Below are 21,727 nucleotides of genomic sequence, written 5' to 3'. Positions count from 1 at the left end.
TCAAGCTTTAATGCATTGTTTCCAAATGATTTACGTTCGCATCGAGAGGATAGCAACGAGCAGTTCGCTTGAAAAGATGCCTCATTGTTGCCGCTGATGTGTCCTTCGCAGGGCAAGGTTCCGGCATTCATTCGGTGGAAATGGGCCGGATGGCCCGGACCGGATTCGCAGGAGAGATGCCATGACCATGTCAGCCGGAGCGCGATTCGCGGCACGCGGCCGGAACCGCGAGGTGGAGGGCGCCTCCGTGACCTCCGAAACATTACACGCAATGTTGGCCGGAACGCTGGTCGAGACGCCCATGGGCTGGCGACCGGTCGAAGAGTTGCGGGCGGGCGACTTGGTGCAGACTTTTGACGGCGGGCTACGGCGCCTTGCCTCGGTCGCGCGGGCGCCGGTCACGTCGGAGCGGCCCCTGGGGTTGATCCATGTGCCGGGGGGCACCTTGAACACCTGTCTCGGCCTAGCTGTGTTGCCAGGCACGCGGCTGCTGCTGGATTTGCCGGAACTGGCCCTGCCGGACCAGGCGGCCGGTGGCCCGGTGCTGGTTCCCGCGGGAGCATTGGTTGGCTGGCGCGGCGTGACGATGCGCCGTGCCCGGGCGGGCGCGCTCGCCGTGGCGCTGCGATTCGATGAGGAGGAGGTCGTCTTTGCCAACACCGGCGCGCTGGTCCATTGCCCGACCGCCGGGCAAGGCCGCGACGGGGGCGACATGGCGCCGCTCTCCGGCTTCTTTGCCGAACTCACGACGGACGCTGCCCGCAGGCGCCTCGGGCTTCCGGAGGAGCTTCCGGGCGTGCCGGACAGGGGGGCGGCACGGTCGATTTTTGCTTGACGGGCTTCGGCGTCCCCGCGGGGCGTCGGGCATCGGGAAGGGGGCGCGCGGCGCAAGGGCCTGAGCTTTCTTTGCTTTGAAGCGTTTGCTGGTCTACTTCTTGAGACAGAAGGGTTCGGGCGAGGCGGGACTCGTCGGATGGCCCGGGGCAGCAGGGAGAGACAGCCACCATGCCAACGACGCACAGACGCAGCGGTCATTCGGCCGCGTTCCTCACGGGATTCCTTCTGGCAGTGAGCTCGATCGGCTCCGGCGCCATGGCGCAGGACGATGCGCCGGCCGCACGGGTATCGGTCGCGGCGGCCTATACCGAAGAACTGACCGACGAGGCGTCGTTCATCGGCAAGGGTGTGGCGCTCGACAAGGTCGAAATCGTCGCCCGGGTCAGCGGGTTTCTCGACGAGCGGCTGGTGGCGGAGGGGGCCGAGGTGGCGGAGGGCGACCTGCTGTTCCGCATCGAACCCGACGCCTACGAGGCGGCGCTGGCCTCCCGGCAGGCCGATCTGTCGCGCGCAGAGGCCAACCTGGAACTCGCCCAGATCGAGCTGGCGCGCCGGCAGGAGCTGGTGAGCCGGCAGGCCTCGCCGCAGAGCGAGGCGGATGTCGCCCTCGCCAACGAGAAGGTGGCCGAGGCGGAAGTCGCCTCCGCGAAGGCGGCGATCCGAGCCGCCGAGCTCGATGTCAGCTATACCGAGATCCATGCGCCGTTCCCCGGACGGATCGGCACGATTTCCAGCAGCGTCGGCGATCTTGTCGGGCCCACCACCACGCCGCTCGTGACGCTGGTTCGGGAGCAGCCGATCCAGGTTGCCTTCACCCTGTCGGAGCGGCAGCTGCTCGACGTGCTGGAGCGGCTGCAGGCCGGGCTTCCGGAACTCGCGGGCACCGACAAGACCCCGGACGTCTTTGTCACCCTGCCGAATGGATCGCGGCTGGAAGAGCCTGGCCGGATCGTCTTCGTCGACAACCGGATCGATCCGACGACCGGCACCATCGCGCTCCGGGCGCAATTTGCCAATGAACGCCGGTTGATCGTGGACGGCGCCTTCGTCGATGTCAGCATCCAGGCGCTCCGCCCCGAAACGCGACTGCTGATCCCGCAGGCGGCGGTGCAGCGCGACCAGCGCGGGGATTTCGTGCTTGTGGTGACACCCGACCAACGGGTCGAGCAGCGCTATGTCACCCTCGGGCGGACCCACGAGGCGGCCTTTGTCGTGCAGGACGGGTTGCGCGAGGGCGAGACCGTGATCGTCGAGGGGCTGCAGCGGGTGCGCCCGGGCGTTCAGGTCGAGCCGATCCTCGCCGGCACGGCGCCGTCGGAGGAATGAGCTGATGTTCTCCGCGATCTTCATCCGGCGCCCCAAGACGGCGCTCGTGATCTCGCTGGTACTGACCGTGATGGGCTCGATCGCCTATTCGGTGCTGCCGGTGGAGCAATTCCCCGAGATCACCCCGCCGGTGGTGCGTGTCAGCGCCAACTACACCGGGGCCAATGCCGAGACGGTGGAGAACACCGTGGCAGCCCCGATCGAGGCGCAGGTCAATGGCGTCGACGACATGCTCTACATGTCGTCGGACAGCTCCGATACCGGCTCCTATTCGCTGGCGATCACCTTCGAGGTCGGCACCGACCCGGATATCGCCTCGGTCAACGTGCAGAACCGGGTCGCGCAGGCGACGGCGGCGCTGCCGACCGAGGTGACGAGCCGTGGCGTCGTCACCCAGAAGGCCTCCACCAACATGCTGCTGGTGGCCACGCTCTATTCGCCGAACGGCACCTACGACGAGGTCTTCCTGTCGAACTACGCCTCAATCAACCTCAAGGACGCGCTGGCGCGGGTGAAAGGGGTTGGGCAGGCCGACGTGCTGACCAACTTCGAATATTCCATGCGGATGTGGATGGACCCGGACCGGATGGCGAGCCTCGGCATCACCCCCGGCGACCTTATTTCCGCGATCCGGGAGCAGAACCTCGAGGTCTCGGCCGGCCAGATCGGCTCGCCTCCGGCGCCGGAGGGGCAGCAGTTCCAGTACACGATCAAGTCCAAGGGCCGGCTCGCGACGGTCGATGAATTCGAGGACATCATCGTGCGCACCGGCGGCGCGGGGGCCATCGTGCGGATCAAGGACGTGGCGCGGGTGGAGCTCGGGGCGAATTACTACAACGCCTCGGGCCGCTTCAGCGGGCTGCCGTCGACGGTGCTCGCCGTCTACCAGGCGCCGGGCGAGAACGCGCTCGCGGTGTCGGAGGGCGTGCTGGCCGAACTCGAGCGCCTCTCGACGCTGTTTCCCGACGATATCGCCTACGAGGTGCCCTACAACTCCACCGACTTCGTGGAGAAATCGCTCGAGGACGTGGTTTCCACGCTGATCCTGACCTTCATCCTCGTGATGTCGGTGGTTTTCGTCTTCCTCGGGTCGTGGCGGGCGACGATCATCCCGATGGTGGCGATCCCGGTCTCGCTGATCGGAACCTTCGCCTTCCTGCTGGCCTTCGGGATGACGCTGAACACCGTCTCGCTCTTCGCGCTGGTGCTGGCCATCGGCATCGTGGTGGACGACGCCATCGTTGTGGTCGAGAACGTCGAGCGCATCATAGCGGAGGAGGGGCTGTCTCCGCCCGAGGCCACGGCCAAGGCGATGGGCCAGATCACCGGCCCGGTGATCGCGACAACGCTCGTGCTGCTGGCCGTCTTCGTCCCGGTGACCTTCATGCCCGGCATCACGGGGCGGCTCTATTCGCAGTTCGCCGTGACGATCTCGACCGCGGTGGTGATCTCCTCGATCAACGCGCTGACGCTGTCGCCCGCGCTCTGCGCCCTCGTGCTCAAGCCCCGCAGCGGTCCCCCCAAGGGGATCTTCGCCGTTTTCGAGCGGGGGATCGGCGGCGTGCGGGACGGATATTCCAGTATCGTGCGGCGCTTCGTCCGGGTCTCGCTTCTGAGCCTGGTGGCGATCGGCGCGGTGATCGCGCTGACCGGATCGCTTTTCATGGCGACGCCCAAGGGGTTCATCCCGTCCGAGGACAACGGCGTGCTCTTCGTCGACGTCCAGCTTCCCGACGCCGCATCGCTGGCGCGGACCGAGGTCGTGACCGATCGGGTCAACACCCAGCTCGAGGCGATCCCGGGCGTGGCCAATACCGTGCTGGTGAACGGCTTCAGCATGCTCTCGGGGTCCGGCTCCAACGGCGCGATGATCATCGTCAACCTCGATCCCTGGGGCGAGCGGACCGAGTCGGACCTCCACGCCGACGCGATCCTGCAGAAGATCTTCGGCATCGCGAACCAGGAGGCCGCGGCCAGCGTCATCGCCTTCAACCCGCCGCCGATCTCCGGCCTCGGCCTCTCGGCCGGGGTAGAGATGAAGGTGCAGCAGACCGGCGGCGGCTCGGCGCAGGATCTTTCCTCGGCGCTTGGCGGGCTCGTCTATGCGGTCAACCAGCGGCCGGAGATCTCGCAGGCCTACACCACCTTCCGGGCCAACGTGCCCCAGGTCTTCGTCGATCTCGACCGCGAGAAGGCCAAGTCGCTCGACGTGCCGATCAGCGAGGTGTTCCAGACCCTGCAGGCTTATCTCGGCTCCTACTACGTGAACGACTTCAACCTCTTCGGACGGGTCTACAAGGTGCTGATCCAGGCCGAGGGCGATCAGCGCGCGCAGATCGAGGACATCTCGCGTCTCTACGTGCGCTCCACCACCGGCGAGATGGTGCCGCTCGGGACGCTGGTCGACGTGGAGAACATCCTCGGGCCGGTGCTGCTCAACCGCTACAACCTGTTCCGCTCCGCCACGGTGACGGCGGTGCCGGCGGAAGGGCTGTCGACGGGCGATGCGATCCGCGTGCTACAGGAGGAGGCCGCCACCGCGCTGCCGCCGGGCTACAGCTACGAGTGGACCGGCACGGCGCAGCAGCAGCTTGCCTCCTCGGGGCTGGTGACGGTGATCCTGATGATGGCGATCCTCTTCGGCTACCTTTTCCTCGTGGCGCAATACGAGAGCTGGACGATGCCGGTGGCGATCCTGCTCTCCGTGACGGTGGCACTGTTCGGGGCCGTGGCGGCGGTGGCGGTCGCGGGGAGCGACATCAACCTCTACACCCAGATCGGAATGATCATGCTGATCGGTCTCGGGGCGAAGAACGCGATCCTGATCGTGGAATTCGCCATGGAGCGGCGCGACGCCGGGCTCTCGGTGCTGGAAGCCGCTGCGGAGGCCGCGCACCAGCGTTTCCGGGCGGTGATGATGACGGCGCTGTCGTTCCTGCTCGGGGTGGTGCCGCTGCTTACCGCCTCCGGCGCCGGCGCGGCAAGCCAGCGCGCCATCGGGATCGCCGTGTTCGGCGGCATGCTGGCGGCGACGCTGATCGGCGTGATCCTCGTGCCGGTGCTCTACGTGGTGCTGCAGAACATGCGCGAACGGGTGAAGCGCCTGTTCGGGGGGCGGCCCCCGGCCGAACCGGCGCCGGAACCCGAACAGGGCTGAGGTTCAGGCCCGGGCGGCGACCTCACGCCGCCCGCCGGCCAGCAGCCACAGGCAGAAGGCAAGCTCCGCCACGGCCGGGACAATGTAGGCCGGGACGAAGGGGGCCACCATCGACGGTGCGACGAGCCGCAGCGCCGTCCCGGTGAGATAGACCACGCCCGCTGCCCCGATCAGCCAGCCGAGCCATCCCGGAAAGGCCGGGCTGCGCCGGAGCAGCACGCTGGTCAGCAGGCAGTTCCCCCCGAAGAACGCCAGCCCGACATCGTAGCTGACCCCGTGCAGCGCCAGCAGCGTGCCGGCGAGGGGCTGCGGCGCGCCGGGCGTCGTGGTCGCCAGATGGAGGGCGGCATAGGGCAGCATCAGGCTCATGCCGATGATTGCCGCCTGCACCAGACGAAAGGCCGTCGCGAGGCCCGCCAGCAGCATCCCGGCAGGCGCGAGGATGACGAAGAGCAGCCCGGCCAGCGCCACGTCGCTCAGCGCCATCACGGCATCGGCGACAAGCCCGAGGCGAAACCGCCCCTCGTTTGCAAGAATGGCCGCGCTCTGCAGCGCCGGGGTTTCCAGCGCCAGAACCGGGCCGCGCACCGCCAGCTCCGCCCAGAGGCCGCATGCGATGATCAGCAGGTAGAAAAGCCCCGCGAGGCGGAGCAGGCCACGGCTGGCCCTGGGAAAGTTGGACATGATCTTGGCGCTCCCTTGGGTCGATCTGCCCTCAGGATGCGCCATGCGTCACGGCATTGAAATTGCCTGTTCGTGCAGAAGTCCCATGCATTCCGGCATGGATGCGCCGGTCCGTTAATCCTCGATCTGGGGGCGAGTCCAGCGGGCTTCGCGCGCCTCGATCGCGGCGATGCGCTGTTCCGTCTTGGGGTGGCTCAGCAGCCAGGCCGGGGTGCCCGCGCCGAGCCCGCCGGTCAGGTGCTCGAGCTTGGCAAACAGGCTCTTCTGCGCCTCCGTCCCGATGCCGGCCTTGACCAGCAGGGCCGAGGCATAGGCATCGGCCTCGAACTCGTCCTGCCGGCTCAGGCGGGCGGCCAGCAACGTGGTCAGCATCGTGGCGATCCAGACACCCAGACCCGGCAGGAACCGGTTGAGCATGGTCGCCAGCGCCATCCGGATCGCGTTCTGCCCGGAAAAGTCGATCATCCGCCGCCGCGAATGCCCGAGCGCCACGTGGCCCAGTTCGTGGGCGATGACGCTCGAGATCTCCTCGGCGCTGACCTCGCCCGCACGGTAGCGGTCATAGAAGCCGCGGGTGATGAAGATCCGCCCGTCCGGAGCCGCCAGCCCGTTGATCGGCGCGACCTCGTAGATATGAACCCGAATCCGTTCCAGACCCAACGCCTCGGCCATCCGGTTGGTCAGTCCGCGCAAGGTCGGGTCGGCCAGTTCGGTCGAACGCGCATCGAGATCCCGGGCCGTCTTCCAGGCCGAGAACCGATACATCACCAGCCCGTAGGCCAGCATCAGCAGGAGGGGCGTAAGCTTCAACATGCCCAAGATATGGGGCGAAGACGGGGCCGCAGCAAGCCGAAGCGACCCGGACGCTGGATCGGCGTGGGGTGCGGCGCGGGCAGCCGGAACAGCAGCCGGCCTCCGCCCCGACGCCGATTTTTCAGAAAGGCAGCATGTTAACGCCGCATTTCGAAATGATGGTGAAGATGTTCAAGACCCGTGTTCCCGAGTTCCAGACTGCGAGTTGTTTCATGCGCGACATCATCGATTCCCTGCACGCAATCATGCTGCGCCTGCTTGGCGCCATCGGCATCCTCTATTTTCTGGCGATCCTGGCGGGCATACCGGTCGGTCTCGCCCTCGGGCGCCATATCGGCAGTTCCATCGCCGTCGGCTTCGCCGGTGCGGGCGTCTGCCTGTTCCTCGCTGTGCCCCGGATGACGCCGCCGTGGCTGCGCCGGCCGGAGCATCCCGGCCACGGCCTGACGATCCTGCTGGCGATGTTCGCGGTCCAGATCTTCGTCTTCGCGCCGATGGCCGGTATCGCCGTCGCCGGGTTCGATCTGCCGGTATCCTCGCTTCCGGCCTACATGACCGCCGCCGTCGCACCCTCCGTGGCCGCCTCCCTGATGGTCGTCGCCACCGGTCTGGTGCTGGGCAACTGGCGCGATCCTGCGCCCGGCCGGACCATGACGCGCGAGGAGGAGGTCCGGCCCAACATCGTCGGTCTGCGCGGCGCGGCAATGCCGAACCCGACCAAGGGCTGAGGGCAGGGGCCTCCGGTCAGCCGGGCGCCTTCGCCCCGCTCCGGATCGCGAGGATCAGTACCGCCAGAACGATCAGCACTGCGCCTCCCAGGGCGGCGGGCGCGGGCATCTCGCCAAAGGCCAGGATGTCGAAACCGAGCGCCCAGATCAGCCCGGTGTACTCCAGCGGCGCCAGTCGCGAGACGGGCGAGCGGGCCACGGCCTCGGTCGCGGCCACATGCGCCATCCCTCCCAGCAAGCCGGCCCCGGCCAGCAGCGCCAGCGCCGGCAGGTCGGGGGTCGACCAGCCGAAGGGCAGGCTCGCCAGCCCGATCGCCGTGCCGGTCACCGCGAAATAGAACGCGATGGTGGAGGGCTTCTCGCTCCGGGTCATCGCACGGACATGGACCCGCACAACGGCCTGGGTTGTGGCAAAGCCGAGCCCGGCTGCGATCCCGATCAGCGCGCCCTGGCCCGGGGCCGTCAGCGCGCCGCCGATCATCGCGGCGAGCCCCGCCACCGCGAGCGCCATCGCCCCGACAACCCGCCCGCCGATCTGCTCCCGCCCGACGAGCGCGGCCAGCACCAGCGTCAGGATCGGCGCGAGGTAGGCCAGCGCCTGCGCCGTGGCGACCGGCAGATAAGCCAGCGACAGGAAGGACAGCGCCATCGACAGGCCGCCGAGCAGGTTGCGGGTGACGTGCAGCCGCGGCTGCGATGTGCGGAGCGCGGCGGGCAACTCGCCGCGCGCCGCCATGTAGGCCAGGATCGGTACCAGTGCGACGGCGGAACGCCAGAAGATGATCTGTCCGAGCGGCACCTCTCCCGACACCGCCCGGACGCAGGCGGACATGGCCGTGATAAGGAACATCGCGGAGAGATAGAGGGGCAGGCCCTGGGCGCGCGGCACGGCGGTCTCCGAGGTGGTGTGAAGGTGTTTTGGCGATAACGGGCGCGACCGGGCCTGGCAACCGGCCTAGCTGAGCAGGCGCATCCCGCGGTCGATGCCGTCGAGGGTCATGGGCACCATGCGGCCCTCGAAGATCTCCCGCACCATTCCGATCGACTGGGTGTATTGCCAGTGCCGTTCCGGCGTCGGGTTGATCCAGAGGTGATCCGGCCATTGCTCCCGCGCTCGCCGCAGCCAGACCTCGCCCGATTCCGCGTTCCAGTGCTCGTTGGCGCCGCCCGGGTGCAGCAGTTCATAGGGACTCATCGAGGCGTCGCCGACGAAGATGCACTTGTAGTCGGGCCCGTAGGTGTTGAGCACCTCCCAGGTCGGCGTCTGCTCGGTCCATCGACGCTCGTTGTCCCGCCAGACGCCTTCGTAGAGGCAGTTGTGAAAGTAGTGATATTCGAGGTGCTTGAACTCGGCGCGCGCAGCGGAGAACAGCTCCTCCACCACCTTGACGAACGGGTCCATCGAGCCGCCGACATCGAGGAACATCACGACCTTCACCGCATTGTGCCGCTCCGGGCGCATCTTCACATCGAGATAGCCGTGATCGGCGGTGGCCCGGATCGTTTCGTCGAGGTCGAGTTCCTCGTGGGCGCCATGCCGGGCCCACTGGCGGAGGCGCTTCAGCGCCACCTTGATGTTACGGGTGCCGAGCTCCACCGTGTCGTCGAGGTTCCGGAAATCGCGCCGGTCCCAGACCTTCACGGCGCGCTTGTGGCGGCTTTCCTTCTGGCCGATCCGCACGCCCTCGGGGTTGTAGCCATAGGCGCCATAGGGCGAGGTGCCAGCGGTGCCGATCCACTTGTTGCCGCCCTGGTGCCGGCCCTTCTGCTCCTCCAGCCGCTGGCGAAGCGTCTCCATCAGCTTGTCGAAGCCGCCGAGAGCCTCGATCGCGGCCATCTCCTCCTTGGACAGGTGCTTCTCGGCCATCTTCTGCAGCCAGTCGGCGGGCAGGTCGACCGCCTCCAGGACCGTCTCGACGGGGATTGCCTCGAGCCCTTCGAAAGCGGCGGCGAAGGCGCGGTCGAAACGGTCGAGGTGACGCTCGTCCTTCACCATGGCGGTGCGGGCGAGGTAGTAGAAACTCTCGATGTCATAGGTCACCAGCCCCGCCGCCATGCCTTCGAGAAAGGCGAGATACTCGCGCAGGCTCACCGGAACGCCGGCGTCGCGCAGATTCTGAAAGAAGGGGAGAAACATGCCGTGGGCTCTCCTGCGGGGCTGGTCCCAACACTCGACGTTGCGGCGCGGGGCGTCAACCGGTGCGGAAAGCCTGAGGGAGCCGAGCGCGTCGCTGGTGGACGGGGCCGCGGCGGCCCGCAGGGCCGTTCCCCCTGGGATGCCTGGGAACAGGAGAAGGACAGGCGCGGCGTTGGGCTTTGGCTTTGCGCCCGAAGGGCGCTTCGCCCAACCCTCTTGCCGCGCGCGTCAGCGCGAGGTGGAGGGGCGGGAGTGCCCGGGGTGGCTCAGAGCATCCGTTCGAGGAAGATCGTCGCGAAGAGGCCGAGCAGCCCCAGGGCGATTGCGTAGCCGGCGGCATATTGCGCGATGTCGGCGGGCTTGCCGCCCCGCTTCTTCGCCAGGTATCCGCCCCGGAGCGCCCCGGCGAGGGCGCAGAAAATCACGATCATCGTCCGTCCTCGGCTGTTTCGGATCGCGGCTTAGCGGTCCGAGGGGCCGGGGGCAAGGGCGGCGATCTCGGTGGCGCGGGCCCAGACCACGTCGTCGGCGCCGAAGCCGTAGCGGGCCCAGCCGAGCGCCTCGGTGCGCTCCGCGCGGGCCTCGGCCGTCCGGCCCTGCAGGGCCAGCGCCTCGGCGCGCATCATCATCAGCGTCGACAGCAGGGCGGCATTCTCGGCCTCGCGGACCGCGGGCAGGCTCTCCTCGACCAGACCGATGGTGGCGGCGGTCTGCCCGGCGCTCAGCGAGAAGGCGGCGAGCTGCATGGCGACATGGGCCGCCTGGATCTGGGTGTCGGGCAGGCGGCGGTAGATCTCGGCGGCCTCGATGAAGGCGGCGAGCGCCAGTTCGGGCTCGCGGCTCAGCGACAGCCGGCCGAGAGCGTAGAGCGAGAAGGCCATCCGCGTGTCGCGCCAGCCCGCGGCCCGGGCCAGATCGACGGCGCGCTCGGCGGCAACCCGGCGCTGCACCATGTTGCCGCGCGGGCCGAGGGCGTCCTCGATCGCTTCGATCCAGATGCGCGGCGTCGGCGGGGTCGGAGTCGGGCCGCTGCGCTGGCCGCCGGGATTCAGCCGGGCGAGGATGCCGGGCAGGGCGGCGGCCACCTCGGCCTTGCTCATGCCGTTGGACAGCGCATCGTCGTAGTAGACGCGCAGCATCAGCATGTCGAAGCCGGTAAGCACAGTGTGGAAATTGTCGTCGTTGAAGACCGAGTCCGGCAGCCGGTAGAGATCGTTGAGCGGGCCGAGCGCCTGGGCGATCTCCTCGTGCAGGCAGTCGCGGGCCTCCTGCGGAGACACGTCGCCCGGCAGGAAGACGGAGGCGCGCTCGCGGGTTTCCAGCGTGGTCCAGTCGACGGTCTCGGACCGGCGCTGGCGGCGGAACTCCGACCAGCCGCTGACGCGGGGCACGACGAAACAGGCGGCCTGCGGCACGGCGCGCTGCAGCTCCTTGCGCGGCAGGACCTCCACCACGATCGACGGTTCCTCGCCCTCCCGCGCAGAGCGGATCGGGATGCCGGCTTCGCGCTGCAGGCGGGTGAGCAGCCGGGAAAGGTCGCGCTGCAGGGTCGCGTCTGCGGAGCCGCGCAGGCCGACGGTGATCTCGCCCTCGAACCGGGTCAGGCGGGGCAGTTCCCGGCCGCTTTCCAGCATGAAGGTCAGGTCGAGGAAATCTCCCGCGAGCTGGGTGTTGGTCCGGACGGAGGCGCTCGACCGCGGCGTCCCGAAGGCGCGCATCGGGGGCAGCGGCTCGTCGAAGCTCGCGCGCCTCTGGGCGATGTCGGCCGAAGGCGAAGGGGCGCAGGCGGCGAGCACCAGCGCGGTCGCCGCCATTGCGAATGCACGCACCCTCACGCCACCACCCGGTTGTAGCGGATGAACGGGGTCAGCGTGCCGATCCGGTCATAGAGCGTGCGGGCCGTGCTGTTGAACTCCTGCGTCAGCCAGTAGACGGAAGGGCAGCCGCGGGCGTCGGCCTCGGCATAGACGGCCTCGATCAGCGCCCGGCCGACGCCGTGCCCGCGAACGTCTGGGTCGGCGTAGAGATCCTGCAGGTAGCAGGTGTTCTCGACACGCCACATGTGGCGGTGAAACAGGAAATGCACCAGACCGACCGGGCGGCCGTCGATCTCGGCCAGGCGACCGTGGAAATCCTGCGGGTCGTCGCCCAAGAGCCGGGCGAAGGAGGTCCGGTAGACGTCTTCGCTGACCGAGCTTTCATAGAACTCGAGGTAGCCCGTCCACAGCCTCCGCCATTCGGGTTCGTCGGACGCCTCGATGGGGCGGATGCGGATCTCTGCTCGTCCGGGCATACGGTGTTCTCCCGTCTTTTCGTTGCGGGCAACGCTATCCGAGCGGTCGGTGGCAGGGAAACGAATTGCGCCGGCATTTCCGTAACAAGCGAGAGAGCGTTGCAGGAGCGCCGCTTTCGCAGGCAGCGCGGATTGACATCGCATCATCCTTCCCCCAGAGGCGCCCCATGCGCTCGGCGGAGGGGATCGTGGACAGGCGGGACAGTATCGACACCTTCGGCGCGCTGGCGCTGATCGGGTTCTCGGCCTTTCTGGGCATGAACCAGGTCGTGGCCAAGGTGGTGAACGAGGGGTTGCAGCCGGTGTTCTGGGCCGGTCTGCGCTCGGCCGGGGCGGTGCCGATCCTGTGGCTGATGCTGCGGCTTCGGGGCAGGCGCGTGGAGCTGGCGCGGCATACCTGGACGGGTGGGCTGCTGATCGGGGCGGCGTTCACGACGGAATTCCTGCTGCTGTTCCTTGCGCTCGACATGACAACCGTGGTGCGTTCCTCGGTGATCTTCTACTCGATGCCGGTCTGGCTCGGGATCGCCGCGCATTTCCTCTTGCCGGGGCAACGCCTGACCCGCCGCCGGATGGTGGGGCTGGTGGTGGCATTTGCCGGCGTGGCCTGGGTGATCGCCGGGCGTGGCGGGGCCGGCAGCGAGGGCGCGCTGGCCGGCGATCTCTGTGCGCTCGGCGCGTCCTTCGCCTGGGCCGGCGTGGCGCTCTGCGCCCGGGGCACCGCGATCCGCGAGGTCTCGCCGGAGACGCAGTTGCTCTGGCAGGTCGGGGTCTCGGCGCCGCTGCTGCTGGCGCTGTCACCGCTCTTCGGGGAGTTCCTCCGGGAGCCGGAGGCGCTGCACTGGTGGGGCCTGGGGTTCCAGATCGTCTTTGTCGTGGCCCTCGGATTCTCGGCCTGGCTGTGGCTGCTCGCGATCTATCCGCCGGCCGCTGTTGCGGCCTTCAGCTTCCTGTCGCCGGTCTTCGGCGTCGCGCTCGGCTGGCTGCTGCTGGACGAGCCGCTGCCGCCGACGCTGCTCGGCGGGCTGGTGCTGGTGGCAACGGGACTGATCCTCATCAACCACCGCAAGCGCACGCCCGGCTGAGCCCGGTCAGGTGCCGCAGAAGGTCCGGTGCACGCGCTCGGCCTCGGTCGGCGGGCGGGCAAGATCCGCGTCGTCCTCCGCGAGGTCCTCGAAGGGGCGGGACAGGGCCGCAACGAGCCGGGCGGCAGGGGCCATATCGCCCTGTGTTGCTGCGTCGATGGCCTGTTCGACGCGGTGGTTGCGCGGGATGATCGCCGGGTTTGCGGCCCGGAGCCGGGCCTGCAGCCGGTCGGGCGCGGTGTCCTGCTCGAGGCGCTTGCGCCAGTCCGCCTCCCAGGCGTCGAAGGCGGCCGGGTCAAGGAACTCGTCGCGGGGCGTTCCGGCTGCCAGGGCGCGGAAGGTGTTGGTGAAATCGGCCTGGCCCTCGACCATCCGCGCCAGCAGGTCGCCGATCAGCGCGTCGTCGCCCGGCTGTTCGGTCACCAGCCCGATCTTGGCGCGGAAGACCGCGCTCCAGTGCCGGCGGACAAGGGCCGGGTAGCGCTCCATCGCGGCTTGTGCGGCGGTGATCGCGGTCTCTTGGTCGGGGTCGATCAGCGGCAGCAGCGAGGTGGCGAATTGGGCGAGGTTCCAGGCGAGGATGTCCGGCTGGTTCTGGTAGGCATAGCGCCCCTGATGGTCGATCGAGGAATAGACCGTCGCCGGGTGGTAGCTGTCCATGAAGGCGCAGGGGCCGTAGTCGATGGTCTCGCCGGAGATGGAGGTGTTGTCGGTGTTCATCACCCCGTGGATGAAGCCCACGCCCATCCACTGAGCCACCAGCTGCGCCTGCCGCGCGATGACGGCGTCCAGCAGGCCCAGCGGGCCCTCGACCTCGGGGTAGTGGCGGGCGATGACGTGCTCGGCGAGCAGCCGGACGGCCTCGGCGTCGCCACGGGCGGCGAAGAACTGGAAGGTGCCGACGCGGATGTGGCTCGACGCGATCCGCGTCAGCACGCCGCCCGGCTCGATCTCGACGCGCCGGACACGCTCACCGGTGGCGACCACGGCGAGCGAGCGGGTCGAAGGGATGCCAAGCGCGTGCATCGCCTCGCTGACGATGAACTCCCGGATCGCCGGGCCGAGTGGCGAGCGTCCGTCCGAGCCCGGCCGGCTGAAGGCGGTGGGGCCGGAGCCCTTGAGCTGGATGTCGCGGCGGCGGCCCTGGCTGTCGACCATCTCGCCCAGCAGCAGCGCGCGGCCGTCGCCCAGCACCGGCGAAAAGCCCCCGAACTGGTGTCCGGCATAGGCCTGCGCCAGCGGGTCGGAGCCGCTCGGCACCGCGTTGCCGGCCAGCACCTGCACGCCCTCGGGGCTCTGCAGCGCGTCCGGGTCGATCCCAAGCTCGGCCCCAAGCCCGCGGTTGAGCAGCAGAAGTTCCGGGGCGCGCACCGGCACCGGCGGCTGGCGCACGTAGAAGCGCTCCGGCAGGCGGGCATAACTGTTGTCGAACGGGATCTCGAGGGGCATGGGCGTCTCCTTGAGAGGAAACATAGGTGGCCCGTGGGCCGATGTCAGGGGTGGCGCAGGTCTGCGGTCATCAGGCAGTAGCGATCCCGCCGTTCGAAACCGAGCCGGCGGTAGAGCGCATCGACAGGGCTCTCGCGGTCGGCTTCGAGGTGCAGCGCCTTGACGCCCGCTTCGCGCAGCGCCGGGACCAGGGCGGACAGCGCCTCGCCGCCCATGCCCTTGTCGCGCACGGCGGGGCGGATCCAGAACTCGTCGACGAAGCCGTCGATCCCGCCCATCTCGATCGACCAGCCGAAGCTGATCGCGATATAGCCCACCGGCGCGTTGCGCGGGCCGATGATGTACACGACGCCGTGGGGCGAGCCCTCGAGCAGCGGCGCAAGCGCCGCGGTGCGGGTGGTTTCGTCCTGCTCGATCCCGGTCTCGTCATGGAAGGACGCGACCATGCCGAGCAGTCTGGACAGGTCTTCGGCGCGGGCCATGTGCAGCTTGGTCTTCATTCCAGACCCTCCAGGGCTCGGGCTTCGGCTGTGTCTATCCAGGTGGCCTTGCAGGCGCCGTAGGCGGCGTGATCCTCCGCGTGCAGCGAGGCGCAATGGCGTTTGCGGGATTCATAGGCGGTTGCGAGCAGGGGATCGGCGCGCAGCGCGTCGCGGAAGGCGAGGTGGCGGCGGATCTCGGGGCTGCCGGACAGCCAGCAATGGGCATGGAACAGCCGCCGGCCGGTGCGCGGGTCGTTGCGCCGGCAATAACGGCGGCCCGGCAGGCCGTATTCCCCCATCCACTCGTAGCCAAGCGCCTCGATGGCGGGGCGCAGGCTGTCGGGATCGGTGCCGGGGGCGATCTCCGGGAGAAGGTCGATGATCGGTTTCGCCGCGAGCCGGTCGACCGAGGTGGAGCCGATGTGATGCAGCGCAACCAGCGCCGGGCCGAGCGCCGCGCTCCAGCGCTCCGCCTCGCCCTCGGCGAGCCAGGCCCAGGCCGGGTCGTGGGGGGCGATCTCTACCGTCACAGGCGGGCCAGCCTTTCCAGGAGCAGGTCGAAGAACCCCTCCGCGTCGACCTTGCCGATGAAGGTCGCGTTGGGCGCGCGGTCGGTAACGCCCCACCAGTCGGCGACGGTCATGCCGCGGGTCAGCTCGCTGAGCGTCTCGATCTCGACGTTGATGTGCCGCCCCTCGAACAGCTCCGGCTTCAACAGGTAGGCGATCACGCAGGGGTCGTGCAGCGGGCCGCCGGCGCCGCCGTACTTCTCCATGTCGTAGCGCTCGAAGAAGTCGAGCCAGCCGCAGGCGGCGCGCGCCACCGGCGTGTCGACCTTGGCGAGCTCGTCGAGCCAGGGCCGCGTGATCAGCGCCTGGTGTGTCGCATCGAGCGGCAGGATCGTGATGTCGGTCCCGGAGTTCATAACGATATCCGCGGCTTCCGGGTCGACGTAGATGTTGAACTCGGCGGCCGGCGTGACATTGCCGACCTCGAAATAGGCGCCGCCCATCAACACGATCCCGGCCAGCCGCTCGACGATGTCGGGGGCGCGTTCGAAGGCCAGCGCGATGTTGGTCAGCGGCCCCAGCGGGCAGAGGGTTACCGTGCCAGGCGGCTCGCGGCGGACGTGGTGGATGATCGCTTCCACCGCCGGCTGGGCGGCCATGTGCATCTTCGGGTCGGGCAGGTCGGCGCCGTCGAGCCCGGTCTTGCCGTGGACATGCTCGGCGGTCACCAGCGTCCGCCGGATCGGCCGGTCGGCGCCCTCGTGGACCGGCACGTCGGTGTGCCCGGCCAGCTCGCAGATCACCCGTGCGTTGCGCGAGGTCAGCGCCAGCGGCACGTTGCCCGCCACCGCGGTGATCGCAAGCACCTCCAGCTCCTCGGGGCTGGCCAGCGCCAGCAGGATCGCGATCGCGTCGTCCTGGCCGGGGTCGGTGTCGATGATGATCTTGCGCCGCGCCATGCCGGTTTCTCCTTCGTGAACAGCGCGACCTTGGAGGTGCCCCGGCCAAAAGTCCAGCCGCCGGACGGGCAGAGATTGCCGCCGTCCACGGCGGCATTCCGCCGGTCCGATGGGGACACCCGGAGCGCACAGGAAAACGTGATGATCCGGCGAGGATTCATCGGCTAGCCTGCGTCCATGTTTCAACGCATTTGGAAGGGCGCATTTCGATGACCATCAAGGGGAACGGCAAGAACAACGTGCTGAAAGGCGGGCCGGGGGACGATGTGATCAAGGGTCTCGGCGGGAGCGACATGCTCTATGGCTACGGCGGCGACGACGATCTCTACGGCGGTGACGGTGCGGACGAGCTGCGCGGCGGCGCCGGAGAGGACGAGTTGGAGGGCGGTGCGGGCCGGGACGTCCTGCGCGGCGGCGCCGACGCCGACGATCTGGACGGTGGCGGCGGCAATGACGTGCTCTACGGCGACGATGGCGACGACGACCTCGAGGGCGAGGGGGGCGACGACGTGCTTTATGGCGGCGACGGCGACGATGACCTCGACGGTGACGACGACGATGACGACAGCGGCGCCGGCGGGAACGACGAGCTCTACGGCGGCAACGGCAATGATGACATCGACGGCGGCGGTGGCAACGACCTGCTGAAAGGCGGAAGCGGCGCAGACGACCTCGATGGCGGCAAGGGCAATGACAAGCTCTACGGCGGCAACGGGAACGACGACCTCGACGGCGACGGCGGCAGGGACATGCTGAGCGGCGGCGCGGGTCGGGACGATCTCGACGGGGGCAATGGCAATGACCGCCTCATCGGCGGCACCGGCAATGACGAGCTTGAGGGCGGCAACGGGGCCGATACGTTCGTCTTCACCCGGGGCGACGGCAGCGACAAGATCGACGATTTCGACGCCTCCGAGGACATCGTCCAGATCAACAAGGGCGCGTCGAAATTCTCGCAGCTGACGATCCGGCAGGATGACGAGGACGCCATCGTGTCATTCGCCAACGTAACGATCCGTTTCGACGACACCGACAAGAGCGAGCTGACGAAGGACGTGTTCGACCTGTGAGGCCGGTGCAGGCAGGGGACGTCAGTCGATCAGGGCCGTCTCGACCCTGGCGCCGGCTTCCAATGTCTTGTGCACCGGGCAACGGTCCGCGATGTCGAGCAGCCGTGCGCGCTGCCCGGCATCCAGTGGCCCTTCGAGCCGGATCCGGCGGGTGAACCTGTCGATCCGGTTCGGACCCGTCAGGTCGCTGTCCTGCGCATGGACCTTCTCGTGCGTCACGTCGACCGAGACATGCTCCAGCGGCCATTCCTTGCGGCGGGCATACATGCGGATCGTCATCGAGGTACAGGCTGCCAGCGCCGCCGACAGGAACCCGTAGGGCGACATTCCGCGATCCGTGCCGCCATAGGCGAGAGGCTCGTCTGCGAGCGTATGGTGGCGCGGCCCGTGGCTGATGTCCTGCAGGAAGCCGTCGGGATCCGCTTCCGAGGCCCGGACCACCCCTTCCGGCGCGCCGGGGGGCGGCGCGGGCGGGCGCAGCTCGATATAGCGTCCGGCCCAGGCCGCGATCACCTCGGCGGCGTATTCGGCATCCGCGGCCCGGCTGACGAGGTGATCCGCATCGTCGAGGGTGACGAAGCTCTTGGGGTGACGTGCCGCCATGAAGATGCGCGTCGCGTTGTCGATGCCCACGACCGAGTCGCGCGGCGCGTGCAGCACCAGCAGCGCCTTGCGGAGGTTGGCGATATGGGGCGCGAGATCGGCCTTCAGCACATCCTCGACGAAGTCGCGCCCGATGCAGAAGGACCGCCCGCCGAGGTCGACCGGCGCCATCCCCTCGGCCTCGATCCGGGGCAGGGCGTCGGCGAAATGGTGGGTGACGTGGCCGGGCTCGAAGGGCGCGCCGATCGTGACCACCGCCTTGAGGCTGTCGACCTCGCCCGCCGACTTGAGGACCGCGGCCCCGCCCAGCGAATGGCCGATCATCAGCGTCGGCGCCATGCCGCGCGCCTCGAGGTAGGCCGCGGCGGCCTTCAGGTCCCCTGCGTTCGAGGTGAAGGTCGTGTTGGCGAACTCGCCTTCGGAATGCCCCAGCCCGGTGAAATCGAACCGCAGCACGGCTATCCCCATGCCCGCCAGACGTTGCGCGATCCGCCGGGCGGCGGCGATGTCCTTGGTGCAGGAGAAGCAATGGGCAAAGATGGCCGTGGTCAGGTGGGGCCCTTCCGGCATGTCGAGCCTGGCGGCCAGCGGCGTGCCGTGAGCACCTTCGAAGGTGATCCGTTCCATGCTGTTTCTCCCGGGGGCGATTGCGTGCTTGATCGAAGGGTGGTGCTGCGGCACACCGAACAAAAGGCCTGTGTCACCCGCGTCACGGGAAGGTGACGGGCCGTAACCGGAGCTTGAGCCAATGAGCATTTGGAGCGTGATCTTCTGGGCCGTCGCCGTCTGCGGCTTTGCCGTTCTGGCCGGCGGGTTTCTCGGCCCGCTGCATCCGGCGGGGGAATCGCTGGCGGTGCTGCGCGGGCCGGTGACCCTTATCGGAGCGCTCTGGATCGCCCTCGGATGGCTCACCGGTGTGGCCTCGCCGCTCTGGCTGGTGCCGGTTGCGCTGATCTCGCTGCCGGTGCTGATGGCCTATACCCGCTACGAGACCGTCTCACCGCCGCCGGAGACGGTCACGGTCTACCAGAAGAACATGTCCTACCGGATCGCCGACACCTCCGCGCTCGAAGCCGATATCCGCGAGGTGGCGCCGGACGTGCTCACGCTCCAGGAACTCATGCCCGAGGTGCGGGGGATGCTGGACAACCTCTCCGATATCCTGCCCCACGCGCGGGTCTGCGAACCCACGCGGGTCGGCTCGGTGGCGCTGGCCACCCGCTGGCCCCCCGTCGAGGGTTCCGAGATCTGCCGCGAGGGGCTCGCCGCCCTCCAGGTCGAGACACCGGAGGGACGGACCTGGGTCGTCTCGCTCCATCTCGAATGGCCCTGGCCCTTCGGCCAGGCAGCCCACGTCCGCCATCGGCTGAAGGTGCTGGACCGGCTCGACGGGCCGGTGGTTCTGGGCGGTGATCTCAACATGGTTCCCTGGTCCCACACCATGCGCCGGATCGCCTCGAGCATCGGAGCGGAGCGTGCCGGCAAGGTGCGCCCGAGCTTTCCGCTCAACCCCGTGCTCGTGCTGCCGATCGACCACGTCCTGATCCCGGCCGGCAATCGCGGTGCCACAACGCTGCGCCCCTTGCTCGGCTCCGACCACCGCGGCCTCGTCGCCCGCTACTGACGTCGCCATCACAGGTTGGGAAACATCCTCGGGACGGGGCGCAAGGGGCGTGGCCTGCCCCGCGCCGATCAGGCGCCGCCCATCAACCTGTCGTCGAAAGGGTAGGAGGTCAGGTTCTCGAATCCGTCCTCGGTGATCAGCACCTGGTCTTCCAGCTTGATCGAGAAATCCCCGCCGACCTCTCCGACCAGCGCCTCGACGCAAAGCACCATGCCCGCCTCCAGCGCGTGGTCCCAGGCGCCCTCGTGGTAGTGGTCGGGATAATCGACGTGGGGCCACTCGTCACAGAGCCCGACACCGTGGAACTTGCAGGAGTATTTCTGCGCCCAGTATTCGGGCGCGAGCTGGTGGCCGCCCCTGACCAGCTCTCCGATCGTCACCCCGGGGCGGAGCATCGCCATGTTCTCGGTGATGTGCTCCACCGCGTGGCGCATCGCCGCCACCATGTCCTGCCGCGGGGGCGCGTCGCCGATCCACCAGGTGCGGGAGATGTCGGTGCAGATGCCGTAGGGGCCGATCAGGTCGGTGTCGAAGGCGAGGATCTCGTTCGGCTGCAGCACCCGAGGCCCGCATTCCTGGAACCACGGGTTGGTGCGCGGGCCGGTGGAGAGCAGGCGGGTCTCGATCCACTCGCCGCCGCGCCGGATGTTCTCGGAATGGAGTACGGCCCAGATCTCGTCCTCGCTCAAGCCAGGCCGGGCCGCTGCCTCCATCGCGGCCATCGAGGCCTCGCAGGTGTGGATGGAGCAGCGCATGGCCCGGATCTCGTCCGGCCCTTTCACGGCGCGCGCGTGCTCCGTCACCTCCTCGCCGTCCATGACCTCGAACCCCGCGGCCTCCAGCGCGCGGAGCCCGTGCATCATGATCTTGTCCACCGCCAGCCGGTGGTTGCGGCCGGCATGGGCGGCCATCACCTCCGCCACCTGTCCCGCGAAGTCGCGCGCCGCCTCGGGACCACGGTCGCCGACGGAGAAATAGAACATCGAGGCCCCGGACCGGACCTCGCGCACCAGAGGGTTGTGATCGGCCAGGAACGGTGCATTGCGATACTCCCAGAGTACCATGTGCCCGTCGGCGCAGAGCAGGCAGGCCCGGAACGGGTTGTGCGCGTTCCAGAGCTGCATGTTGGTGGTGTCGGTGGCGTAGCGGATGTTGAGCGGGTCGAACATCAGCAGGCCGCCGTAGTCGCGGTCCACGATGTGCCGGGTCAATCGCTGCCAGCGATAGCGCCGCATCTCGGCCAGGTCGGGCAGGGCGAGCCCCGCCGCCTCCCATTCCCGCAACGCCAGCAGCGTCGGGCCGATCTCGATGCGGTCGTTGTCGTTGGGGCTGCCGTCGGCAAGGGTGGCGCCCCGGCTGGGGTCGATCTTGCGGCGGTCTCGGGAGTGAAGGTTCATGGCGCGGCCTCCTGTTCCCACAGGCTCGGCCCGCCATGGCGCGGCTGTCAGGTCCGGATGCGACCATCGCGGTCGCATTCGGGCCGGAATGCAGGGCTAGAAGGCGAGCGCCGTCACCGCGAAGGGATGGATCAACCCGGCCATGGCGATGGACACGCCCATCGGGAACATGCCCCGGGCGCGGAGCGCGACCCATCTGGCCTGTTGCGCCCCCGGTGCGGCGCGGAGCGTCAGCACGAGGCCTAGGCCCAGCACGATCGACACCGACAGGACGAGGCCGAAGAGGTTGAGCGTCCCCGGCGGGATCAGCAGCATCATCGCCGCCAGCGCCTTGGCGTCGCCGCCGCCGAAGAAGCCCACCGCGAAGGCGGCAAAGCAGACGGCCAGCACGAAGAGCGCCGCGACCAGCCGTTCCATCGAGGACTCGACGGGAAGGAACGGCACCGAGAGGACGAAGATCAGGACCAGCGCGCCGACCAGCCGGTTGGGGATGCGCATGTAGCGAAGGTCGCCATAGGCCATCCAGAGCATGAGCGGGGCCGCGAGGAGCAGGGGCAGGAGTTCCATGCCGGGC

The 21,727-nt window shown here is 68.7% G+C and carries 21 protein-coding genes; 7 read left to right on the top strand and 14 right to left on the bottom strand.

Annotated features, from left to right (window positions below; genetic code table 11):
• The first annotated feature begins 181 nt into the window (after positions 1-181).
• The 3 genes from CHB86_RS05325 to CHB86_RS05315 all read left to right on the top strand — a co-directional run bounded on the left by CHB86_RS05325 (position 182) and on the right by CHB86_RS05315 (position 5,320).
• Entirely contained in the window at positions 182-835 is a 654-nt protein-coding gene (locus tag CHB86_RS05325; RefSeq protein WP_089231975.1) for a Hint domain-containing protein, read from the top strand.
• Positions 836-1,005: 170 nt separating this feature from the next.
• Entirely contained in the window at positions 1,006-2,163 is a 1,158-nt protein-coding gene (locus CHB86_RS05320; RefSeq protein ID WP_089231973.1) for an efflux RND transporter periplasmic adaptor subunit, read from the top strand.
• A gap of 4 nt (positions 2,164-2,167) precedes the next feature.
• Entirely contained in the window at positions 2,168-5,320 is a 3,153-nt protein-coding gene (locus CHB86_RS05315) for an efflux RND transporter permease subunit (RefSeq protein ID WP_089231972.1), read from the top strand.
• A gap of 3 nt (positions 5,321-5,323) precedes the next feature.
• Here the strand turns inward: CHB86_RS05315 and CHB86_RS05310 are convergent, their stop codons facing one another.
• A complete protein-coding gene (locus tag CHB86_RS05310) occupies positions 5,324-6,004 on the bottom strand; it encodes a DUF4386 domain-containing protein (RefSeq protein ID WP_089231970.1) in 681 nt (226 codons plus the stop codon).
• A gap of 114 nt (positions 6,005-6,118) precedes the next feature.
• On the bottom strand, positions 6,119-6,817 hold the full coding sequence (locus tag CHB86_RS05305) for a M48 family metallopeptidase (RefSeq protein ID WP_089231969.1): 699 nt from the start codon (positions 6,815-6,817) through the stop codon (positions 6,119-6,121).
• 134 nt (positions 6,818-6,951) lie between these two features.
• Between CHB86_RS05305 and CHB86_RS05300 the strand changes: the two genes are divergently transcribed.
• Positions 6,952-7,545, top strand: a complete 594-nt coding sequence (locus CHB86_RS05300; protein ID WP_176442781.1) for a hypothetical protein — start codon at positions 6,952-6,954, stop codon at positions 7,543-7,545.
• A gap of 16 nt (positions 7,546-7,561) precedes the next feature.
• Here the strand turns inward: CHB86_RS05300 and CHB86_RS05295 are convergent, their stop codons facing one another.
• The 5 genes from CHB86_RS05295 to CHB86_RS05275 form a co-directional block, all read right to left on the bottom strand.
• Positions 7,562-8,434, bottom strand: coding sequence for a DMT family transporter (locus CHB86_RS05295; protein WP_245837755.1), 873 nt, complete (start codon positions 8,432-8,434; stop codon positions 7,562-7,564).
• Between the two features lie 66 nt (positions 8,435-8,500).
• Positions 8,501-9,682 (bottom strand): vWA domain-containing protein, encoded by a 1,182-nt coding sequence (locus CHB86_RS05290; RefSeq protein ID WP_089231966.1) that lies wholly within the window; start codon positions 9,680-9,682, stop codon positions 8,501-8,503.
• A 266-nt stretch (positions 9,683-9,948) separates the two neighbouring features.
• Positions 9,949-10,113 carry a hypothetical protein gene (locus CHB86_RS24545; RefSeq protein ID WP_089231964.1) on the bottom strand — a complete coding sequence of 55 codons (165 nt, stop codon included), beginning with the start codon at positions 10,111-10,113 and terminating at the stop codon, positions 9,949-9,951.
• Positions 10,114-10,143: 30 nt separating this feature from the next.
• Positions 10,144-11,496 (bottom strand): DUF2927 domain-containing protein, encoded by a 1,353-nt coding sequence (locus CHB86_RS05280; protein ID WP_089231963.1) that lies wholly within the window; start codon positions 11,494-11,496, stop codon positions 10,144-10,146.
• A gap of 17 nt (positions 11,497-11,513) precedes the next feature.
• Positions 11,514-11,975, bottom strand: a complete 462-nt coding sequence (locus tag CHB86_RS05275; RefSeq protein WP_089231961.1) for a GNAT family N-acetyltransferase — start codon at positions 11,973-11,975, stop codon at positions 11,514-11,516.
• Between the two features lie 167 nt (positions 11,976-12,142).
• On the opposite strand from CHB86_RS05275, the gene CHB86_RS05270 reads away from it, so the two are divergent.
• Entirely contained in the window at positions 12,143-13,060 is a 918-nt protein-coding gene (locus tag CHB86_RS05270; RefSeq protein ID WP_245837754.1) for a DMT family transporter, read from the top strand.
• Between the two features lie 6 nt (positions 13,061-13,066).
• Here CHB86_RS05270 and CHB86_RS05265 read toward each other — a convergent pair whose 3' ends face one another.
• The 4 genes from CHB86_RS05265 to CHB86_RS05250 are packed head-to-tail and all read right to left on the bottom strand — an operon-like array spanning position 13,067 to position 16,459.
• Positions 13,067-14,509 (bottom strand): protein adenylyltransferase SelO, encoded by a 1,443-nt coding sequence (locus CHB86_RS05265; RefSeq protein WP_089231960.1) that lies wholly within the window; start codon positions 14,507-14,509, stop codon positions 13,067-13,069.
• Between the two features lie 44 nt (positions 14,510-14,553).
• Entirely contained in the window at positions 14,554-15,009 is a 456-nt protein-coding gene (locus CHB86_RS05260) for a GNAT family N-acetyltransferase (protein ID WP_089231958.1), read from the bottom strand.
• Positions 15,006-15,521: a GrpB family protein gene (locus CHB86_RS05255; RefSeq protein WP_089231956.1), complete on the bottom strand. Its 516-nt coding sequence runs from the start codon at positions 15,519-15,521 to the stop codon at positions 15,006-15,008. Before CHB86_RS05255 ends, CHB86_RS05260 begins: the two co-directional genes overlap by 4 nt.
• Positions 15,518-16,459 carry a nucleoside hydrolase gene (locus tag CHB86_RS05250; protein WP_089231955.1) on the bottom strand — a complete coding sequence of 314 codons (942 nt, stop codon included), beginning with the start codon at positions 16,457-16,459 and terminating at the stop codon, positions 15,518-15,520. Before CHB86_RS05250 ends, CHB86_RS05255 begins: the two co-directional genes overlap by 4 nt.
• Before the next feature lie 209 nt (positions 16,460-16,668).
• On the opposite strand from CHB86_RS05250, the gene CHB86_RS05245 reads away from it, so the two are divergent.
• Positions 16,669-17,529, top strand: coding sequence for a calcium-binding protein (locus tag CHB86_RS05245; RefSeq protein WP_089231953.1), 861 nt, complete (start codon positions 16,669-16,671; stop codon positions 17,527-17,529).
• 21 nt (positions 17,530-17,550) lie between these two features.
• Here the strand turns inward: CHB86_RS05245 and CHB86_RS05240 are convergent, their stop codons facing one another.
• Positions 17,551-18,759: a bifunctional alpha/beta hydrolase/OsmC family protein gene (locus CHB86_RS05240; protein WP_089231952.1), complete on the bottom strand. Its 1,209-nt coding sequence runs from the start codon at positions 18,757-18,759 to the stop codon at positions 17,551-17,553.
• 121 nt (positions 18,760-18,880) lie between these two features.
• On the opposite strand from CHB86_RS05240, the gene CHB86_RS05235 reads away from it, so the two are divergent.
• Complete coding sequence (locus CHB86_RS05235) at positions 18,881-19,756, top strand: endonuclease/exonuclease/phosphatase family protein (RefSeq protein ID WP_089231950.1); 876 nt, start codon at positions 18,881-18,883, stop codon at positions 19,754-19,756.
• Between the two features lie 68 nt (positions 19,757-19,824).
• On the opposite strand, the gene dddP is transcribed toward CHB86_RS05235, so the two are convergent.
• Together dddP and CHB86_RS05225 are read right to left on the bottom strand one after the other, a co-directional pair.
• The gene (dddP, locus tag CHB86_RS05230; RefSeq protein ID WP_089231949.1) at positions 19,825-21,153 is read right to left on the bottom strand and encodes a dimethylsulfonioproprionate lyase DddP; all 1,329 of its coding nucleotides are present in this window, start codon (positions 21,151-21,153) and stop codon (positions 19,825-19,827) included.
• Between the two features lie 96 nt (positions 21,154-21,249).
• Positions 21,250-21,720 (bottom strand): prepilin peptidase, encoded by a 471-nt coding sequence (locus CHB86_RS05225; RefSeq protein WP_176442779.1) that lies wholly within the window; start codon positions 21,718-21,720, stop codon positions 21,250-21,252.
• Positions 21,721-21,727 lie beyond the last annotated feature (7 nt).

It is taken from the genome of Tropicimonas sediminicola (assembly GCF_900188335.1).
Classification (GTDB): Bacteria; Pseudomonadota; Alphaproteobacteria; order Rhodobacterales; family Rhodobacteraceae; genus Tropicimonas; species Tropicimonas sediminicola.
The sequence above is the reverse complement of the archived record's forward strand: the minus strand, read 5'-3'. Positions and strand labels throughout refer to the sequence as shown.

Excerpts from the sequence above, each read along its gene's own strand:
- CHB86_RS05315 (WP_089231972.1), top strand. The coding sequence starts at position 2,168 with ATGTTCTCCGCGATCTTCATCCGGCGCCCCAAGACGGCGCTCGTGATC.
- CHB86_RS05265 (WP_089231960.1), bottom strand. The coding sequence starts at position 14,509 with ATGCCCCTCGAGATCCCGTTCGACAACAGTTATGCCCGCCTGCCGGAG.
- dddP (WP_089231949.1), bottom strand. The coding sequence starts at position 21,153 with ATGAACCTTCACTCCCGAGACCGCCGCAAGATCGACCCCAGCCGGGGC.
- CHB86_RS05320 (WP_089231973.1), top strand. The coding sequence starts at position 1,006 with ATGCCAACGACGCACAGACGCAGCGGTCATTCGGCCGCGTTCCTCACG.
- CHB86_RS05225 (WP_176442779.1), bottom strand. The coding sequence starts at position 21,720 with ATGGAACTCCTGCCCCTGCTCCTCGCGGCCCCGCTCATGCTCTGGATG.
- CHB86_RS05310 (WP_089231970.1), bottom strand. The coding sequence starts at position 6,004 with ATGTCCAACTTTCCCAGGGCCAGCCGTGGCCTGCTCCGCCTCGCGGGG.
- CHB86_RS05300 (WP_176442781.1), top strand. The coding sequence starts at position 6,952 with ATGTTAACGCCGCATTTCGAAATGATGGTGAAGATGTTCAAGACCCGT.
- CHB86_RS05305 (WP_089231969.1), bottom strand. The coding sequence starts at position 6,817 with ATGTTGAAGCTTACGCCCCTCCTGCTGATGCTGGCCTACGGGCTGGTG.
- CHB86_RS24545 (WP_089231964.1), bottom strand. The coding sequence starts at position 10,113 with ATGATCGTGATTTTCTGCGCCCTCGCCGGGGCGCTCCGGGGCGGATAC.
- CHB86_RS05235 (WP_089231950.1), top strand. The coding sequence starts at position 18,881 with ATGAGCATTTGGAGCGTGATCTTCTGGGCCGTCGCCGTCTGCGGCTTT.
- CHB86_RS05275 (WP_089231961.1), bottom strand. The coding sequence starts at position 11,975 with ATGCCCGGACGAGCAGAGATCCGCATCCGCCCCATCGAGGCGTCCGAC.
- CHB86_RS05240 (WP_089231952.1), bottom strand. The coding sequence starts at position 18,759 with ATGGAACGGATCACCTTCGAAGGTGCTCACGGCACGCCGCTGGCCGCC.
- CHB86_RS05290 (WP_089231966.1), bottom strand. The coding sequence starts at position 9,682 with ATGTTTCTCCCCTTCTTTCAGAATCTGCGCGACGCCGGCGTTCCGGTG.
- CHB86_RS05250 (WP_089231955.1), bottom strand. The coding sequence starts at position 16,459 with ATGGCGCGGCGCAAGATCATCATCGACACCGACCCCGGCCAGGACGAC.
- CHB86_RS05280 (WP_089231963.1), bottom strand. The coding sequence starts at position 11,496 with ATGGCGGCGACCGCGCTGGTGCTCGCCGCCTGCGCCCCTTCGCCTTCG.
- CHB86_RS05245 (WP_089231953.1), top strand. The coding sequence starts at position 16,669 with ATGACCATCAAGGGGAACGGCAAGAACAACGTGCTGAAAGGCGGGCCG.
- CHB86_RS05270 (WP_245837754.1), top strand. The coding sequence starts at position 12,143 with ATGCGCTCGGCGGAGGGGATCGTGGACAGGCGGGACAGTATCGACACC.
- CHB86_RS05325 (WP_089231975.1), top strand. The coding sequence starts at position 182 with ATGACCATGTCAGCCGGAGCGCGATTCGCGGCACGCGGCCGGAACCGC.
- CHB86_RS05260 (WP_089231958.1), bottom strand. The coding sequence starts at position 15,009 with ATGAAGACCAAGCTGCACATGGCCCGCGCCGAAGACCTGTCCAGACTG.